The sequence below is a fragment of the Kitasatospora sp. NPDC057015 genome (genome assembly GCF_042673745.1).
GTDB lineage: Bacteria > Actinomycetota > Actinomycetes > Streptomycetales > Streptomycetaceae > Kitasatospora.
The window spans coordinates 68,325-85,256 of sequence record NZ_JBHUSG010000041.1 but is presented as its reverse complement, the minus strand read 5'-3'; the positions used below and the strand labels follow the sequence as shown (position 1 = coordinate 85,256).

Genomic DNA, 16,932 nt, shown 5'->3' with positions numbered 1-16,932 from the left:
GGGCCCGGATCCTGGTGGATCCGGGCCCTTCGCGTCGTCGCGGTGGCGGCTTGGCCTGAGCCTAGAACTTGCCGCCGCAGTCGAGGCGGGACTCCGCCCGGCGGGCGCGGACGTCCCCGACCTTCTGGCCGACCTTGCGGCGGATGACCAGCAGCGGGGCCATCGCGGCCAGCGCGATCTGGGCGAAGGCGCCGACGTGCAGCAGGGTGTCGCCACCCGGCAGGCCGGTGGCCCACGCGGCCAGGCAGCCGATGCTGACGACGATCCAGCAGAGCGTCGCCGTGGCCAGCAGGCCCTGCGGCTTCGGGTACTCGATCCGGCTCATCATCAGGTACGCGGTACCGGCGATGGCCAGCAGGCCCGGCAGGAACGGCGGGTCCAGCAGCACGATGGCGATCACCGTCATCGCGCCCATCGGGCAGGGCATGCCCTGGAAGACCCCCGGGCGCATCTTCACGGCCGAGAAGCGGGCGAGCCGCAGCACGACCGAGAGCAGCACCGTCAGGGCGATCAGGGCCGAGAGCCGGCTGTCGGAGCCCGGCGAGACCATGCCCCACACCGCGACGAAGTAGGCCGGCGCGATGCCGAAGCTGATCAGGTCGGCCAGGTTGTCGAGTTCGGCGCCGAGGGCGGAGGAGCGCAGCTTGCGCGCCACCAGGCCGTCGAACAGGTCGCACATCGAGCCGATGAGCAGCAGCACCACGGCGGTGGCGGCGCTGTGCCGGTCCGGCGCGGCGTCCGGGTTGGTGATGTGCGGCACCAGGACCCCGGTGGTGATCGAGTAGATCGCCAGGAAGCCGCAGACGGCGTTCCCCAGGGTCAGGAAATCGGCGGTGGACAGGTGCTGGGGCGAACGCGGTGCACGCAGCTCGCGGTCGCGCGCCCAGCGGCGGCGACGCAGCTCCGTCTCCTCGTCGTCCAGACCCGCGATCGTCTCAGGATCAGTCACGGTCAAGGCGTGTCACCCCGGCAGTGGTCTTCTGGCCGACCTCGACGCCGACCTCGACGCCGGCCGGCAGGTAGGTGTCGACGCGGGAGCCGAAACGGATCAGACCGATCCGCTCGCCCTGCTCGACCTTGGTGCCGGCGTCCACGTACGGCACGATCCGGCGGGCCACGGCCCCCGCGATCTGCACCATCTCGATGTCGCCGAGCTCGGTGTCGAAGTGCCACACGACACGTTCGTTCTGGTCGCTGTCCTTGTTGAACGCCGGTACGAAGCCACCGGCGACGTGCTCGACGGACGTCACGGTGCCGGGCAGCGGGGCCCGGTTGACGTGCACGTTCAGCGGGCTCATGAAGATGGCCACGCGGGTCCGGCCGTCCGGCCAGGCGTCGATGCTCTGCACCACGCCGTCGGCGGGGGAGATCACTCTGCCGGTGCTGATCTCACGCTCGGGGTCGCGGAAGAACCACAGCATGCCCGCGCTGAGCGCACAGGCCGGAACCGCCGCCAGGGCCCACTTACCGTTGCGCCTGGTGAGGGCGGTGGTGAGGGCGGCCGTGGCCAGGGTGGGGACGAACCAGGGGGTGGCTCCGCGCGCGATGGTCACGCGGGGTCGCCGACCGGCCGTCGGAGCGGCGAGGGCATCGCGGTCCGTGACGGAGGTGTGAGGGGACGGGCTGATGGGCATCGAAGACCTTAGTCGCGGGGGATCATGGCCGCTGGACGGGGGCCACCGCGGGGATCGAGTGATAAAGGGACGGCTGTGCTGTCCCGGTGGATGCTATCGGGAGCACACGGTGGGTGGGCAACCCGCCTGCTCGTTCATCTGTCCTGGGCTGCGCGGGGGTGCCCCTGCTATGTGTACGACCGTAGCTCGACGAGGTTCGGTTCCCAAGGGGTCCGAAGACCCGGGTGACCCATGTCTCAGCCCAATGGGTGTGTGCACGGGGGCGTGCGGAAGCGGCCGCAGGGCGCGCATCTACTGACATGCGCCCTGCGGCCGCCCCCGTGGGGCCGTACCGACCCGCGGCGGACCAGGCCGGGGTACAGGGGTACGGCGGTGCCGGGTCGGGCCCGCACGCCCGTCCACCGGCCGTCAACCGGAATTGCTCCGGTCAGTCGGCGAGTCGGTACTCCTCCAGCAGGCGACGTCCCACGATCATCTTCTGGATCTCCGCCGTACCTTCACCGATGAGCAGCATCGGGGCCTCCCGGTAGAGGCGCTCGATCTCGTACTCCTTGGAGAAGCCGTAGCCGCCGTGGATGCGGAAGGAGTCCTCCACGACCTCCTTGCAGTACTCGGAGGCGAGGTACTTGGCCATGCCGGCCTCCAGGTCGTTGCGCTCGCCGCTGTCCTTCTTGCGGGCGGCCATCACCATCATCTGGTGCGCGGCCTCGACCTTGGTGGCCATCTCGGCCAGCTTGAACTGGATGGCCTGGTGCTCGGAGATCTTCTTGCCGAAGGTCGAGCGCTGCTGGGCGTAGGAGATGCCCAGCTCGAAGGCGCGGCGGGCCACGCCGCAGCCGCGCGCGGCCACGTTGACCCGGCCGACCTCGACGCCGTCCATCATCTGGTAGAAGCCCTTGCCGGGCACGCCGCCGAGCACGCGGTCGGCCGGGATCCGGACGTCCTGGAGCACCAGCTCGGTGGTGTCGACGCCCTTGTAGCCCATCTTCTCGATCTTCCCGGGCACGGTGAGGCCGGGGACGGTCGGGTTCGGGCCGAAGCCGGGCGTCTTCTCGATCAGGAACGTCGTCATGTTGCGGTACGGCGTGCTGCCGCCCTCGTCGGTCTTGCAGAGGACCGCGACCAGGGTGGAGGTGCCGCCGTTGGTCAGCCACATCTTCTGGCCGTTGAGGACGTAGTGGTCGCCGTCCCGGACGCCCTTGGTGGAGATCGCCGCGACGTCGGAGCCGAGACCCGGCTCGGACATCGAGAAGGCGCCGCGGATCTCGCCGGCCGCCATCCTCGGGAGGAAGTAGTCCTTCTGCTCCTGGGTGCCGTGCGCGTTGATCATGTGCGCCACGATGAAGTGGGTGTTGACGATGCCGGAGACGGACATCCAGCCGCGGGCGATCTCCTCCACCACCAGGGCGTAGGTGAGCAGCGACTCACCGAGGCCGCCGTACTCCTCGGGGATGGTGAGGCCGAAGAGGCCCAGCTGCTTCATCCCCTCCACGATGGCCGTGGGGTACTCGTCCTTGTGCTCCAGCTCGGTGGCGACCGGAATGATCTCCTTGTCGACAAAGTCCCGCACGGTGGCGAGGATGTCCCGCTGGATCTCGGTGAGGCCGTCGGTCTGTGCGAGGCGTCCCATCGTGCGGCTCCTGTCATGCAGAAAGAGAAGAGGGTGGGGGTGCTGCGGCCTGCGCGACGCGGGGCGTGCGTGGTGCCGGGGGCGTACGTGGTGCTGGGGCGAGCGTGCTGCGGGCCGGCAGGCCTGCCCGCTGCTGGGGTGCGGGGGCTCCACGGGCGTGACTTCCGTGGAGCCCCCGGGGCCGGAGAGCGGCCGATGACGGCGGCCCCTCCTACCGGGGTCTGGGGCGGCCCCCGAGGGGGCCGGGGCTGCTGGGACCAGTCCGTCGGGACGGGTCCGCCGGGACTAGGACAGCGGCTCGGGGCGGCCGGGCTGCTCGCCGCCGCGGGCCTTGATGTACGTCTCGGTCGGCACCATCACCTTGCGGCGGAAGATGCAGACGACCGTGCCGTCCTGCTTGTAGCCCTTGGTCTCGACGTAGACGATGCCGCGGTCGTCCTTGGACTTGGACGGCCACTTGTCGAGCACGACCGTCTCGCCGTAGATCGTGTCGCCGTGGAAGGTCGGCGCGATGTGGCGCAGCGACTCGATCTCCAGGTTGGCGATCGCCTTGCCGGAGACGTCCGGGACGGACATGCCGAGCAGCAGCGAGTAGATGTAGTTGCCCACCACCACGTTCTTGCCGAAGTCCGTGGTCTTCCCGGCGTAGTTCGTGTCCAGGTGGAGCGGGTGGTGGTTCATCGTGAGCAGACAGAAGAGGTGGTCGTCGTACTCGGTGACGGTCTTCCCCGGCCAGTGCTTGTAGACCGCGCCGACCTCGAACTCTTCGTAGGTGCGTCCGAACTGCATGAGGTGATCCTTAGGAGGAGGGCCGAGCCGGGGAGGTCAGGACTGCGGGGGCTCGAACTTGGAGGTGCGCTCGAAGCCGGCGGCGCGGCCCTTGCCGGCGATGACCAGGGCCATCTTGCGGCTGGCCTCGTCGATCATCTCGTCGCCGAGCATCGCGGAGCCCTTGGCGCCGCCGGCCTCGGAGGTGCACCAGTCGTAGGCGTCGAGGATCAGCTCGGCGTGGTCGTAGTCCTCCTGCGAGGGCGAGAAGATCTCGTTCGCGGCGGCGACCTGGTCCGGGTGCAGGACCCACTTGCCGTCGAAGCCCAGCGCGGCGGCCCGGCCGGCCACCTCGCGGTAGCCCTCCGCGTTGCGGATCTGCAGGTACGGGCCGTCGATGGCCTGCAGGTCGTGGGTGCGGGCGGCCATCAGGATGCGCATCAGGATGTAGTGGTAGGCGTCCGCCGGGTAGCCGGGGGGCTGCTGGCCGACCACCAGGGTCTTCATGTTGATCGAGGCCATGAAGTCGGCCGGGCCGAAGATGATGGTCTCCAGCCGGGGCGAGGCGGCGGCGATCTCGTCGACGTTCACCAGGCCCTTGGCGTTCTCGATCTGCGCCTCGATGCCGATCTTGCCGACCTCGAAGCCCATGGTCTTCTCGATCTGGGTGAGCAGCAGGTCGAGGGCCTTGACCTGGGTGGCGTCCTGGACCTTGGGCAGCATGATGCAGTCCAGGTTCGGGCCGGCGCCCTCGACGACGGTGATCACGTCGCGGTACGTCCAGTGGGTGGTCCAGTCGTTGACCCGGACGACCTTGGTCTTCTTGCCCCAGTCGCCGTTGTTCAGGGCGTCGACGATGTTGTGCCGGGCGCTCTCCTTGACCAGCGGGGCGCAGGCGTCCTCCAGGTCGAGGAAGACCTGGTCGGCGGGCAGGCCCTGGGCCTTCTCCAGGAAGCGCGGGTTGCTGCCCGGTACGGCGAGGCAGGAGCGGCGGGGGCGGAGCCGGTTGACAGTGCTCATGAGGGTGGGTCAGTTCCTTCCGGGGTCAGCTGGTGGACGCGGCGGTGGTCGGCGTCCAGGGCTGGAGCCTGTTGGCCAGCCGGATCTCGTCCACGATCCGACCGATGATGGTGGTGATGCCGAAGTCCTTCGGGGTGAACACGGCGGCGACGCCGGCGGCCTTGAGGGCCTCGCCGTCCGCTGCCGGGATGATGCCACCCACGATCACGGGGACATCCTCCACCCCGGCCCGCCGCAGGCGGTTCAGGACGTCGGGAACCAGCTCGGGGTGCGCCCCGGAGAGGATCGACAGGCCCACGCAGTGCACGTCCTCCGCGACGGCGGCGGAGACGATCTGCTCGGGCGTCAGCCGGATGCCCTGGTAGACCACCTCGAACCCGGCGTCGCGGGCCCGCACGGCGATCTGCTCGGCGCCGTTGGAGTGCCCGTCCAGGCCGGGCTTGCCGACCAGCAGGCGCAGCTTGCCGGTGCCCAGCTCGGCGGCGGTGGCGGCGACCGCCTCGCGCACGGCGGCCAGCTCGCCCCCGGGCTCGGCCGCGACCGCGACCGGGGCGCCGCCGACGCCGGTGGGGGCGCGGTACTCGCCGAAGACGTCCCGCAGGGCGAAGGACCACTCGCCGGTGGTGACCCCGGCGCGGGCGCAGGCCAGCGTGGCGGGCATCAGGTTCTCCGAGGTGGCGGCGGCCGCCCGGAGCCGCTCCAGGGTGCTCTGCACCGCGCTCTCGTCGCGGTCCGCGCGCCACTGCTTGAGGGCGGTGAGCACGGACTGCTCGGAGGCCGGGTCGACCACCATGATCGCGGTGTCGAGGTCGGCCGTGAGCGGGCTCTCCTCGGTGGTGTCGAAGCAGTTGACCCCGACGATCTTGTCCTCGCCGGACTCGATCCGGGCCCGCCGGGCGGCGTGCGAGGAGACCAGGTTGGACTTCAGGTACCCGGACTCGACGGCCGGGATGACCCCGCCCATCTCCAGCACCTTGGCGATCTCCGCCTCGGCGCCGGCCAGCAGGGCGGCCGTCTTGGTCTCGATCACCTCGGAGCCGTTGAAGATGTCGCCGTACTCCAGCAGGTCCGACTCGTAGGCCAGCACCTGCTGGATCCGCAGCGACCACTGCTGGTCCCAGGGGCGGGGCAGGCCGAGCGCCTCGTTCCAGGCGGGCAGCTGGACGGCGCGGGCGCGGGCGTCCTTGGAGAGGGTGACGGCCAGCATCTCCAGGACGATCCGCTGGACGTTGTTCTCCGGCTGGGCCTCGGTCAGGCCGAGCGAGTTGACCTGCACGCCGTACCGGAACCGGCGCTGCTTGGCGTCCTGGATGCCGTAGCGCTCCAGGGTGACCTTCTCCCAGAGCTGGGCGAAGGCGCGCATCTTGCACATCTCCTCGACGAAGCGCACGCCGGCGTTGACGAAGAAGGAGATCCGGGCGACCACCTCGCCCATCCGCTCGGCCGGCACCTGGCCGGAGTCGCGGACGGCGTCCAGCACGGAGATCGCGGTGCACATCGCGTACGCGATCTCCTGGACCGGGGTGGCCCCGGCCTCCTGCAGGTGGTAGCTGCAGATGTTGATCGGGTTCCACTTGGGGATGTTCCCGACCGTGTAGGCGATCATGTCGGTGATCAGGCGGACCGACGGGCCGGGCGGGAAGACGTGCGTCCCGCGCGACAGGTACTCCTTGACGATGTCGTTCTGGGTGGTGCCGGTGAGCTTGGCGATGTCGGCGCCCTGCTCCTCGGCGACCACCTGGTAGAGCGCCAGCAGCCACATCGCGGTGGCGTTGATCGTCATCGAGGTGTTGGTCTGTTCGAGCGGGATGCCGTCGAACAGGGTGCGCATGTCGCCGACGTGGCCCACCGGCACGCCGACCCGGCCGACCTCGCCGCGGGCGAGGACGTGGTCGGAGTCGTAGCCCGTCTGGGTCGGCAGGTCGAAGGCCACCGAGAGACCGGTCTGCCCCTTGGCGAGGTTCTTGCGGTACAGCGCGTTGGAGTCGCTCGCGGTGGAGTGTCCCGCGTAGGTGCGCATCAGCCAGGGCCGGTCGCGCACGATCCGCTCGCTCTGCTCTGCCATCAGATGTCCCTGAAGCGGTTGATCGCCGGCAGGTGCTTCTCGCGCAGCTCGGGGTCGCGCACCCCCAGGCCCTCGGACGGGGCCAGGCACAGGACGCCGACCTTGCCCTGGTGCTTGTTCTGGTGGACGTCGAGCGCGGCCTGGCCGGTCTGGTCGAGGGAGTAGACCTTGGACAGGGTCGGGTGGATCTTGCCCTTCGCCACCAGGCGGTTGGCCTCCCAGGCCTCGCGGTAGTTGGCGAAGTGCGAGCCGACGATCTTCTTCAGCGACATCCACAGGTAGCGGTTGTCGTACTGGTGCATGAAGCCCGAGGTGGAGGCGCAGGTGACGATGGTGCCGCCCTTGCGGGTGACGTAGACCGAGGCGCCGAAGGTCTCGCGGCCCGGGTGCTCGAAGACGATGTCCACGTCCTCGCCGCCGGTCAGCTCGCGGATCCGGCCGCCCAGGCGCTTCCACTCGCGCGGGTCCTGGGTGTTCTCGTCCTTCCAGAAGCGGTAGCCCTCGGCGCTGCGGTCGATGATCGCCTCGGCGCCCATCGCCCGGCAGATCTCGGCCTTCTGGTCGTTGGAGACCACGCAGATCGGGGTGGCGCCGCCGGCCAGCGCGTACTGGGTGGCGTACGAGCCGAGGCCGCCGCTGGCGCCCCAGATCAGCACGTTGTCGCCCTGCTTCATGCCGGCGCCGTTCTGCGACACCAGCTGGCGGTAGGCGGTGGAGTTGACCAGACCGGGGGAGGCGGCCTCCTCCCAGGTGAGGTGCGCGGGCTTGGGCATCAGCTGGTTGGTCTTCACCAGGGCGATCTGGGCCAGGCCGCCGAAGTTGGTCTCGAAGCCCCAGATGCGCTGCTCCGGGTCCATCATCGTGTCGTTGTGGCCGTCCGAGGACTCCAGCTCGACCGAGAGGCAGTGCGCGACGACCTCGTCGCCCGGCTTCCAGGCGTTGACGCCGGCGCCGGTGCGCAGGACCACGCCCGCGAGGTCGGAGCCGAGCACGTGGTACGGCAGGTCGTGGCGCTTGGTGAGCGGCGAGAGCCGGCCGTAGCGCTCCAGGAAGCCGAAGGTGGAGACCGGCTCGTAGATCGAGCTCCACACGGTGTTGTAGTTCACGGCGCTGGCCATGACGGCCACCAGGGCCTCGCCCGGGCCGAGCTCGGGCAGGGCGACGTCGTCCAGGTGCAGGGACTTGCGAGGGTCCTTGTCGCGGCTGTCGAGGCCGGCGAACATCTGCTCCTCGTCCTTGTGGAGCGTGACCGCCCGGTAGGACTCCGGCAGCTTGATCGCGGCGAAGTCCGCCGAGGTGCTGTCGGTGCTGAGGATCGCGTCGAGGATTTCCTTCATGGCTGCCTCCGAAGGCGTACCTGTGTGAGGGCACAGGGCGTCTGGGGGAGCCGGGAGCGGACACCGGCTTCGCTGAGAGTGGGTGGTTTGGGTAGGCCTGACTCCCGGGGTGTGGGAGTGCCCGACGACGGCGCGCCGAGGTGGGGAGCCGCGGCGCCGCGACTGGTGAGTAACAAGGTAGTGGCACCCTGTGCCACTCGTAAAGACACTGGGTGTCATCAATTCGAGTGAGTCGGACAGGCGTTCCCCCGGGGTCGGCGGGGCATGCGCAAGGCCCGCCCCGGCTGACCGGGACGGGCCTTCACCATGCCTCTGAGCTGCGCGAACGCGGGTCGCTAGTCCGCCCTGGGGCCCGCCAGCGCGGCCCGGATGCTGTCCAGGACGATGTCCAGCGGGGCATCCGTGCGGGCCACTGTGATGAGGACCTCACCACCCGGGCTGGCACTCAGTGCGCTCGCGGCGGCGACCTCCAGCGGGGAGGACGGGTCACCACTGGCACCGGGTGCCACCAGGGCACCGCGTCGCCGGACCCCGGAGGGCTCGGTGGCCCAGAACGTCCCCCGGATCACCTCGAAGGAGTGCTCCAGCTGGGCCTCCACGTCCCCGTGGCCGCCCGCCCGCAGCCAGCGGCGCAGCACGTGGTTGTGCGCCGCCACCACCGCCGCCGCCGAGACCTCGGCGAGCATCGAGTCGTCGTCCCCGCCGCGCTGCCAGCCCGGCGGGATCTGCGCGGCCGTGTCGAACCGCCCGAGCAGGTACCGGGTGAACAGCCGCTCGTACCGGGCCACCACGGCGATCTCGCGCTCGCGCAGGGCAGGCACCTGGCGGATCAGCTGGTACCTGGCCACCGAGACGGAGGGCGTGGACGCGTACATCCGCAGCACCTCCTTGATGCCCCGGCAGACCACGTCCAGCGGGTGCTCCTCGGAGTCGGCGCTCGCCAGCAGGTCGGCCACCCGGACCAGGGTGTCGTCGTGGTCCGGGAAGATCGCCTCCTCCTTGGACCGGAAGTACCGGAAGAAGGTCCGCCGGGCCACCCCGGCGGCCGCGGCGATCTGATCGACCGTCGTCTCCTCGTAGCCCTGCCCGGCGAACAGTTCCATCGCCGCGGTGGCGAGGTCCTGCCGCATCTGCAGGCGCTGCGCGGCGGCCCGGCGGCCGCCGGGCCCCTGGTCGGGGGCGGTGGGCGCGGTGGCCGGCCGCGGCGGGTCGTGCCGTGCCGGGTCGTGCCGGCCGGCCGGCTGCCGTACGGCGGACTGCTGCTCGGACGATGCCTGAACCCGATCCATGCCCGGAACGCTACACGCCCCGGCGGGTGCGGCATCCGGCCTGGCCCGGCGCACCGGCGCGACCGGACCCGACACGCTCGGTCTGGGCCACCGGGAGGCTGCCGCGGCGGGGCTCCAGCCGGCCCGCGGCGGGCTGCCGGGGGGTCCTGCGGCGGGGGCGGTCATCGGCGTGCGTGGTCGCGGAACCCGCGGCCGGTCTTGCGGCCCAGGCAGCCCGCCGCCACCAGGTGCTCCAGCAGCGGCGCCGCGGCCAGGCCCGGCTCGCGGAACTCCTGGTGCAGCACCTGCTCGATGGTGAGCGAGACGTCCAGGCCGACCACGTCCAGCAGCTCGAACGGGCCCATCGGGTAGCCGCAGCCGAGCTTCATCGCGGTGTCGATGTCGTCCACCGTCGCGTAGTGCTCCTGGAGCATCCGCACGGCGTCGTTCAGGTACGGGAAGAGCAGCGCGTTCACGATGAACCCGGCACGGTCGCCGCACTCCACCGGGTGCTTGCGGACCTTGGCGCACAGGTCGAGCACGGTCGAGGTGACGTCCGGCGCGGTCAGCACGGTCGAGACGACCTCGACCAGCTTCATCGCGGGGGCCGGGTTGAAGAAGTGCATGCCGATCACGTCCTGCGGCCGCGAGGTGGCGGTCGCGCAGCTGATCACCGGCAGGCTGGAGGTGGTGGTGGCGAGCACCGCGCCCGGCCGGCAGATCTTGTCCAGGGTCGCGAACAGCTCGCGCTTGACCGCGAGGTCCTCCGCGACGGCCTCGACCACCAGGTCGGCCTCCGCCAGATCGGTGTACAGCCCGGTGGGCGTGACCAGCGCCAGCGCGGCGTCCCGCTGCTCCGCGGAGAGCCGGCCCTTGGTCACCGAGCGCTCCAGCGACTTCGCCAGCTGGGCCTTCGCGCCGTCGGCCTTCTGCTGGCTGCGGGCCGCCAGCAGGACGGTGTACCCGGCCTTGGCGAACACCTCGACGATGCCGGTGGCCATCGTGCCCGACCCGCAGACACCGACCGTGCGGACGTCCCGGCCGGCCACCCGGACGGCCTCGGCGCCGCCGGCACCGGGCACCACCCGGGACGAGCCGGGGGCCTCGTACGTGTAGAAGCCGCGGCCGGACTTGCGGCCCAGCAGCCCCGCCGCGACCAGCTGGCCGAGGATCGGCGCCGGTGCGTGCAGACGGTCCCTGGACTGCTCGTACATCGCCTCCAGGACGGTACGGGCGGTGTCCACGCCGATCAGGTCCAGCAGGGCCAGCGGGCCCATCGGCAGGCCGCAGCCGAGCCGCATCGCGGCGTCGATGTCCTCGCGGGTCGCGTACTTCGACTCGAACATCGACGCGGCCTGGTTCAGGTACGCGAAGAGCAGGCCGTTGACCACGAAGCCGGCCCGGTCGCCGGCCGCGACCGGCTCCTTGCCGAGATCGCGGGCGAAGGCGGCGGCGGCCTCGGCCACCTGCGGCGCGGTCAGCACCGTACGGACGACCTCGACCAGCTTCATCACCGGCACCGGGTTGAAGAAGTGCAGGCCGAGCACCCGCTCGGGCCGCGAGGTGGCGGCCGCGATCCGGGTCACCGACAGTGCGGTGGTGCCGGTCGCGAGCACCGTCTCGGCCGGGCAGATCCGGTCCAGCTCGGCGAAGATCTCCCGCTTCAGCTCCAGCTGCTCGGGGACCTCCTCGATCACCAGGTCGGCCGCCGCCGCGGTGTCCAGCCGGTCGCCGACGGTGATCCGCGCGAGCAGTTCGGTGCGCTCCTCGGCGGTGATCCGGCCGCGCTCGACGTCGTGCGCGGTGGTCTCCGCGATCCGGGCCAGGGCCCGTGCGGCGCTGTCGCCGTTCGCCTCGATACCGATCACCCGGCGGCCGCTCCTGGCGACCGCCACCGCGACGCCGGCACCCATGGTGCCCAGGCCGACCACGGCGACAGTGGAAAAGGGACGCTCCATTGGATCCTGACTCCTTGTCATATGGACCCGTGCGCGCCCCGGCGGCGCGGCCGCGCCCGTCGTCGGGGGGCCGGCTGCCGCCGGAGGAGGGTCGCGCACGGGGGAGGGAGATGACGGTGCGGGGTACGCGCGGGGGCCGGTCCGCTCCGGCCGTGCCGCGGTACGCCGTGGTACTCAGGCGCTCAAGAAGAAGGAAGCGACTCTGATACGAGGATCCGGCCGCGCCGCCAGGGCGCGGTCCGGTGAAGGGCACCCGCGCCGTCGCCCCGCAGAGCGCGATGGCGCGCCGGGCGACGACCCCGCCGGTGCGGCTCCCGAAGCCCGGCGGTGGTGCGTGCGGTCACTGTAGCGAAGTTACCTCGCAGTAGGAAGAGGTGCGGAGCGCCGTCCGGTGAAGTCCCGGGGCCCGCGGCCGGAGCCCTGTCCGGGGGCCCTGCCCGGTGGTGGGCCCCTCGCCCGGCACCGTCGGGCCCTGCGGCTCGGGCGCGCCAAACCACTCGTACGGGGAATAGCGCCAGCTCAGCGGGCACGGAAGCATGGGCCCATGACCACTGCTCCCGACACCCGGCCGCCCCGGGCGGAGCGCGCCGCCCGGGCGCGGCTCGCCACCGACCGGCTGCGCACGGCCGCCGTGGACGCCGTGGCGGTCGGCTGGGTCGACAACGCGGGGCTGGCACGGGTGAAGGCCGTGCCGCTGAGCGGCCTGGCGCACGCCGCGCTCTGGGGCATCGGCGCCGCGCCCTGCTTCGACGCCTTCCTGGTCGACGACTCGACGGCCGGTGATTCGACGGCCGCTGATTCGAGGGCCGGCGGCCCGGCGGCGGATCCGGCCGGCGCCGCCCCGCCCGCCGGCAGCGCCGCCGTCGGCGACCTGCGCCTGTACCCGGACCTCGACCGGCTCGTTCCGCTCGCGGCCCAGCCCGGTTGGGCCTGGGCCCCCGCCGACCGCTACACCCAGCAGGGCGATCCGCACCCCGGCTGCCAGCGCCTGTTCGCCCGTCGGATGGAGGCCGCGGCCCGGGCCCGCGGGCTGACCGTACGGGCCGGCATCGAGGTCGAGTGGGTGGTGGCGCTGGCCGGGCCGCCGGAGGAGGAGCCCCGCTACCCGACGGCCGGCCCCGCCTACGGCCTGCAGCGGCTGACCGACCTCTCCGACTACCTGCGCGAGGTGCTGCGGGCGCTGGAGCAGCAGGGCCTGAGCGTGCTGCAGATCCACCCCGAGTACGCACCCGGACAGTTCGAGGTATCCGTCGCCCCCGAGGGCCCGGTGGCCGCAGCCGACACCTCCGTCCTGGTCCGGCACACCGTGCGGGCCGTCTCGGCCCGGCACGGGCTGCGCGCCTCCTTCGCGCCCGCGGTCGAGCCCGGCGGCGTCGGCAACGGCTCCCACCTGCACTTCAGCCTCTGGCGCGACGGCCGCAACCTGGCCCACGGCGGCTCCGGGCCGCACGGACTCACCGGCGAGGCGGAGGCCTTCCTGGCCGGCGTGCTCGCCGCGCTCCCCGAACTGCTCGTCCTCGGCACCCCGAGCCCGGCGGGGTACCTGCGGCTGGTGCCCTCCCGCTGGGCGGGCGCCTACCAGTGCTGGGGGCTGGAGAACCGCGAGGCCGCGCTGCGCCTGGTCACCGGCTCGGAGGGGGAGCGGGCCGAAGCGGCCAACGCCGAGATCAAGTGCTTCGACGCCACCGCCAACCCCTATCTGGCGGTCGGCGCCGTGCTGGCCGCCGGCCTCGCCGGCATCGACCGGGGCCTGCGCCTGCCACCGGAGACCACCGTCGACCCGGCCCGGCTCGCCCCCGAGGCGGTGCCCCGCCTGCCCGCGGACCTGCCGGAGGCGATCGCCGCCTACGAGCGCTCCGCCGTCCTGCGGGAGGCGCTCGGCGAGCCGCTGTACTGGGCGGTGCACTCCGTCCGCCGCGCCGAGAGCGCCCTCTTCGCCGGCCGCACCGCCGAGGAGATCATCGCCGCGACCCGCTGGCGGTACTGAGGTGCGTGCCGCCGCCGCCGGTGGCGCGGCCGCCCGCGCCGGCGGCCCGACCCACCGCGGCAAGCCCTCGGACGGCCCGAGCCCGGGCTACGGCGGTCCCGGCCCCGGCGACGGCGTTCAAGGCGACGGCGGCCCCGGCGAGTGGCCAGGCGGCCCGCCCGTCCTGGTCGACCACCACTGCCACAGCGTGCTCGACGCCGAGCTCACCGACCAGCAACTGGCCGGGCTGCTCACCGAGTCGGACCGCCCGCCGGCCCCCGGCACCTCACCCCTGGACAGCGCCCTCGGGCTGGCCGTACGCCGCTGGTGCCCGCCCGTGCTCGACCTGCCCGCACACGCCCCCGCCGCCGACTATCTGGCCCGCCGACGTGAACTCGGCGCCGGCGAAGCCACCCGCCGCCTGCTCGCCGCCGCCGGCCTGGACACCTGCCTGGTCGACACCGGGCTCACCGCCGCGGCCGGCCACTCCCTGCTGCCGCTGCCCGGGTTCGCCGCCCTGACCGGTGCGCAGGTCAGGGAGGTGGCCCGGCTGGAGACGCTCGCCGAGGCCCTGGACCCGCCGGCCGGGGCCTGGCCGGCCGCCGTCCGCGAGGCGGTCGGGGCGGCCCTCGAAGCCGGCGCCGTCGCCCTGAAGTCCGTGCTGGCCTACCGGCACGGGCTCGACATCCCGGCCGAGCGGCCGAGCGAGCGCGAGGTCGTACGGGCCGCCGGGGCCCGGCTGCGCGCGGGCGGCGGCCGGCTCACCGACCCCGTCCTGCTGCGCCACCTGCTCTGGTCGGCGCTGGACGCCTGCGCCGCGGACCGGGTGCCGATCCAGCTGCACACCGGCTTCGGCGACCCCGACCTCACCCTGCACCGGGCCGACCCGTCGCTGCTGCACCGGTTCGTCCGGGCGGCGGAGCCCACCGGCGTGCCGCTCGTCCTGCTGCACGGCTACCCGTACCACCGGCAGGCGGCGTGGCTGGCCCAGGCCTTCCCGCAGGTGTACGCGGACCTCGGTCTGACGGCCTCCTACGTCGGCCCGAGGGTGGCCGCGGTGCTCGGCGAGATGCTGGAGCTGGCGCCGTTCGGCAAGCTGCTGTTCTCCACCGACGGCTACGGCCTGCCCGAACTGCACCTGGTGGGCGCCGCCCAGTTCCGGCACGGGCTGGGCGCCCTGCTGGCGGCCTGGCGTGCCGACGGCGCCTGCTCCGCGGGTGACGTGACGCGGATCGCCCGACTGCTCTCCGCCGACAACGCACGTCGGCTGTACCGGATCTGAGGCAGTACCGGATCTGAGGCGGTCCCGGATCTGAGGCGGTCCCGGAGCCGAGGCGGTCCCGGAGCCGAGGGGAGGCGGACGTGGCGCGGTCGGGGCGGGCGGGGTGGCCGAGTGGCCGAGTGGCCGAAAGGCGCCCTGCCCGGCCGCAGCGTGGCGGTCGGGCAGGGGGTCGGGCGGGGCGTTCGGGCAGGCGCTGGCCGCCCGGGCGGTGGATCCACCCGGGTGGCGAGCCCCCGGTGCGGGCGGCCGCGCCGCCCGGGGCGTCAGCCGATCGCCCGCAGGTGGTCACGCACGCCGACGCCGAAGTTGGTCGGGGTGCCGTCGAAGTTGCTGATCAGGGACGGGCCGGAGCCGCAGTCCCAGGTGTTCCAGGTCCAGCCGAGGTAGGACAGCTTCTTGGCGTCCAGCCAGGACATCACCTGGTCGACGAAGCCGTGCGCGCAGTCGTTCTCGCCGATCTCGCCGGCCATCAGCGGCACCTGGGCGGCCACGGGGGAGAGGGTGGAGTCGAAGCAGGAGACGGTGGAGCAGGTGTTGAAGTTGTACACGTGGAAGGCGGCGCCGAGGTTGCCGGTCGGGTCGGTCGGCTTGTGGGCGAGCCACTGGCCCAGGTCGTTGGAGTAGGCGAGGCCGCCGAGCAGGATGACGTTCTTGGCGCCGGTCGCGCGGACGGTGTTGACCAGCGTCTGCATGCCGCTGACCGGGTAGGAGATGCCGGGGCACGCGCTGCCGCCGTCGCGCCAGCACAGCCAGGCCTGGGCGAGGGTGGACACGGCGCGGTCCGGGTACGGCTCGTTGAACAGGTCGAAGACGATCGAGGTGTCACCCTTGAAGGTGTCGGCCACGGAGGTCCAGAACGGGACGGCCTCGGCGCCGGGCATCGGCTTCTGGCAGGTGGCGTTCACGTCCGAGCAGCCGGAGGAGTTGCCGGTGTAGAGGCCGTGGCTCCAGTGCATCTCGACGATCGGCGTGATGCCGTTGGTGCGCAGGGCGTCGACCCAGGTCTTGATCGCGGCACGGTAGTTGGCGCCGCCGTACTCCGGCTTGACGTTGGACGCGCCGAGCCAGCAGTCCTCGTTGAGCGGGACGCGGACGGCGTTGACCTTCCAACTCTTGATGGCGGCGATGGAGGCGGCGTCGACCGGGCCGTCGAAGAATCCGTAGCCCTGCACGCACATGAACTCGGTGCCGGAGCGGTTGACCCCGTGCAGCGTGACGGTCTTGCCGGACGCGTCGGCCAGGGTGTTGCCGACGACGTGCAGGGCGGGTGCCACGCCGGCGGGCGTCGTCGAGGTGGCGGTCGCCGTCGGTGAGGCGGTCGCGGTCGCGGTCGGCGAGGCGGTGGCCGTCGCGCTGGGCGAGGTGGTGGCGGTGGGCGAGGCGGTGGCGGTCGGGCTGGCCGAGGCCGACGGGGACGCACTGGTGGGCGCGCCGGTGCAGGCGAGTCCGTTGACGGCGAACGCGGTCGGTGCCGCGTTGGTGCCGCTGTAGGCGAAGTTGGCGCCGGCCGAGACCGAGCCGCCGGGCGCGATGGTGGCGTTCCAGGACAGGTTGGTGACGCTGACGTTCTTGCCGCTCTGGGCCCAGGTGCCGCTCCAGCCGCTGCCGGAGAGGGTCTGGTTGCCGGCGTACGCGTAGGTCAGCGTCCAGCCGTTGACGGTGCCGCTGCCAAGGTTGTTGATCTTCACATTGGCGGTGAAGCCGCTGCCCCAGTCGTTCGTGGAGTAGTCGACGGTACAGGCGGTGGTGGCGGCCGAGGCGCTGCCGGGGCCTACCAGCGCGAGGGTCGCGGCGGCGGCCGCGGCCAGCGCGGAACCCATCGCCAGGGCCTTTCTGCGGACGGACATGTGTTGCTCCTAGAGGTGCCAAGATCGAGCATTTTCGTGGGCGCGCTCCCACATGCCCGTGACGGAAGATAGCGACCGGTGCTCAACATGACAATCCATCTGCCCTTTCTGACTTGCCATTTGTCCGTGAGATGGGAACTCGCGGACGTTCGCGCGC

At 72.2% G+C, this 16,932-nt stretch carries 12 protein-coding genes; 2 read left to right on the top strand and 10 right to left on the bottom strand.

Features of this window, described 5'->3' with window-relative positions:
* Positions 1-61: 61 nt before the first annotated feature.
* From ACFTWP_RS30555 to ACFTWP_RS30515, 9 genes are all read right to left on the bottom strand, one after another.
* Positions 62-955, bottom strand: coding sequence for a CDP-alcohol phosphatidyltransferase family protein (locus tag ACFTWP_RS30555; protein WP_380268171.1), 894 nt, complete (start codon positions 953-955; stop codon positions 62-64).
* On the bottom strand, positions 942-1,634 hold the full coding sequence (locus ACFTWP_RS30550) for a phosphatidylserine decarboxylase (protein ID WP_380268170.1): 693 nt from the start codon (positions 1,632-1,634) through the stop codon (positions 942-944). The genes ACFTWP_RS30555 and ACFTWP_RS30550 overlap by 14 nt, the downstream gene beginning before the upstream one ends.
* Positions 1,635-2,061: 427 nt before the next feature.
* A complete protein-coding gene (locus tag ACFTWP_RS30545; protein ID WP_380268169.1) occupies positions 2,062-3,264 on the bottom strand; it encodes an acyl-CoA dehydrogenase family protein in 1,203 nt (400 codons plus the stop codon).
* A gap of 285 nt (positions 3,265-3,549) precedes the next feature.
* Positions 3,550-4,053, bottom strand: coding sequence for a MaoC family dehydratase (locus ACFTWP_RS30540; RefSeq protein ID WP_380268168.1), 504 nt, complete (start codon positions 4,051-4,053; stop codon positions 3,550-3,552).
* Positions 4,054-4,089: 36 nt separating this feature from the next.
* Entirely contained in the window at positions 4,090-5,052 is a 963-nt protein-coding gene (locus tag ACFTWP_RS30535) for a CoA ester lyase (protein WP_073928804.1), read from the bottom strand.
* A 25-nt stretch (positions 5,053-5,077) separates the two neighbouring features.
* Positions 5,078-7,117 carry a protein meaA gene (locus tag ACFTWP_RS30530; protein ID WP_380268167.1) on the bottom strand — a complete coding sequence of 680 codons (2,040 nt, stop codon included), beginning with the start codon at positions 7,115-7,117 and terminating at the stop codon, positions 5,078-5,080.
* Positions 7,117-8,454: a crotonyl-CoA carboxylase/reductase gene (ccrA, locus tag ACFTWP_RS30525; RefSeq protein WP_380268166.1), complete on the bottom strand. Its 1,338-nt coding sequence runs from the start codon at positions 8,452-8,454 to the stop codon at positions 7,117-7,119. Before ccrA ends, ACFTWP_RS30530 begins: the two co-directional genes overlap by 1 nt.
* A gap of 335 nt (positions 8,455-8,789) precedes the next feature.
* The gene (locus tag ACFTWP_RS30520) at positions 8,790-9,743 is read right to left on the bottom strand and encodes a TetR family transcriptional regulator (protein ID WP_380268165.1); all 954 of its coding nucleotides are present in this window, start codon (positions 9,741-9,743) and stop codon (positions 8,790-8,792) included.
* Positions 9,744-9,904: 161 nt separating this feature from the next.
* Positions 9,905-11,701, bottom strand: a complete 1,797-nt coding sequence (locus ACFTWP_RS30515) for a 3-hydroxyacyl-CoA dehydrogenase family protein (protein WP_380268164.1) — start codon at positions 11,699-11,701, stop codon at positions 9,905-9,907.
* 523 nt (positions 11,702-12,224) lie between these two features.
* Here ACFTWP_RS30515 and ACFTWP_RS30510 point away from each other — a divergent pair.
* Together ACFTWP_RS30510 and ACFTWP_RS30505 are read left to right on the top strand one after the other, a co-directional pair.
* Positions 12,225-13,667, top strand: coding sequence for a glutamine synthetase (locus tag ACFTWP_RS30510; protein WP_380268163.1), 1,443 nt, complete (start codon positions 12,225-12,227; stop codon positions 13,665-13,667).
* Position 13,668: 1 nt separating this feature from the next.
* Positions 13,669-14,928, top strand: coding sequence for an amidohydrolase family protein (locus tag ACFTWP_RS30505; RefSeq protein WP_380268162.1), 1,260 nt, complete (start codon positions 13,669-13,671; stop codon positions 14,926-14,928).
* Between the two features lie 263 nt (positions 14,929-15,191).
* Here ACFTWP_RS30505 and ACFTWP_RS30500 read toward each other — a convergent pair whose 3' ends face one another.
* Positions 15,192-16,775 carry a cellulase family glycosylhydrolase gene (locus ACFTWP_RS30500; protein WP_380268161.1) on the bottom strand — a complete coding sequence of 528 codons (1,584 nt, stop codon included), beginning with the start codon at positions 16,773-16,775 and terminating at the stop codon, positions 15,192-15,194.
* Positions 16,776-16,932: the final 157 nt, after the last annotated feature.

Excerpts from the sequence above, each read along its gene's own strand:
- ACFTWP_RS30540 (WP_380268168.1), bottom strand. The coding sequence starts at position 4,053 with ATGCAGTTCGGACGCACCTACGAAGAGTTCGAGGTCGGCGCGGTCTAC.
- ACFTWP_RS30550 (WP_380268170.1), bottom strand. The coding sequence starts at position 1,634 with ATGCCCATCAGCCCGTCCCCTCACACCTCCGTCACGGACCGCGATGCC.
- ACFTWP_RS30520 (WP_380268165.1), bottom strand. The coding sequence starts at position 9,743 with ATGGATCGGGTTCAGGCATCGTCCGAGCAGCAGTCCGCCGTACGGCAG.
- ccrA (WP_380268166.1), bottom strand. The coding sequence starts at position 8,454 with ATGAAGGAAATCCTCGACGCGATCCTCAGCACCGACAGCACCTCGGCG.
- ACFTWP_RS30545 (WP_380268169.1), bottom strand. The coding sequence starts at position 3,264 with ATGGGACGCCTCGCACAGACCGACGGCCTCACCGAGATCCAGCGGGAC.
- ACFTWP_RS30530 (WP_380268167.1), bottom strand. The coding sequence starts at position 7,117 with ATGGCAGAGCAGAGCGAGCGGATCGTGCGCGACCGGCCCTGGCTGATG.
- ACFTWP_RS30515 (WP_380268164.1), bottom strand. The coding sequence starts at position 11,701 with ATGACAAGGAGTCAGGATCCAATGGAGCGTCCCTTTTCCACTGTCGCC.
- ACFTWP_RS30535 (WP_073928804.1), bottom strand. The coding sequence starts at position 5,052 with ATGAGCACTGTCAACCGGCTCCGCCCCCGCCGCTCCTGCCTCGCCGTA.
- ACFTWP_RS30500 (WP_380268161.1), bottom strand. The coding sequence starts at position 16,775 with ATGTCCGTCCGCAGAAAGGCCCTGGCGATGGGTTCCGCGCTGGCCGCG.
- ACFTWP_RS30510 (WP_380268163.1), top strand. The coding sequence starts at position 12,225 with ATGACCACTGCTCCCGACACCCGGCCGCCCCGGGCGGAGCGCGCCGCC.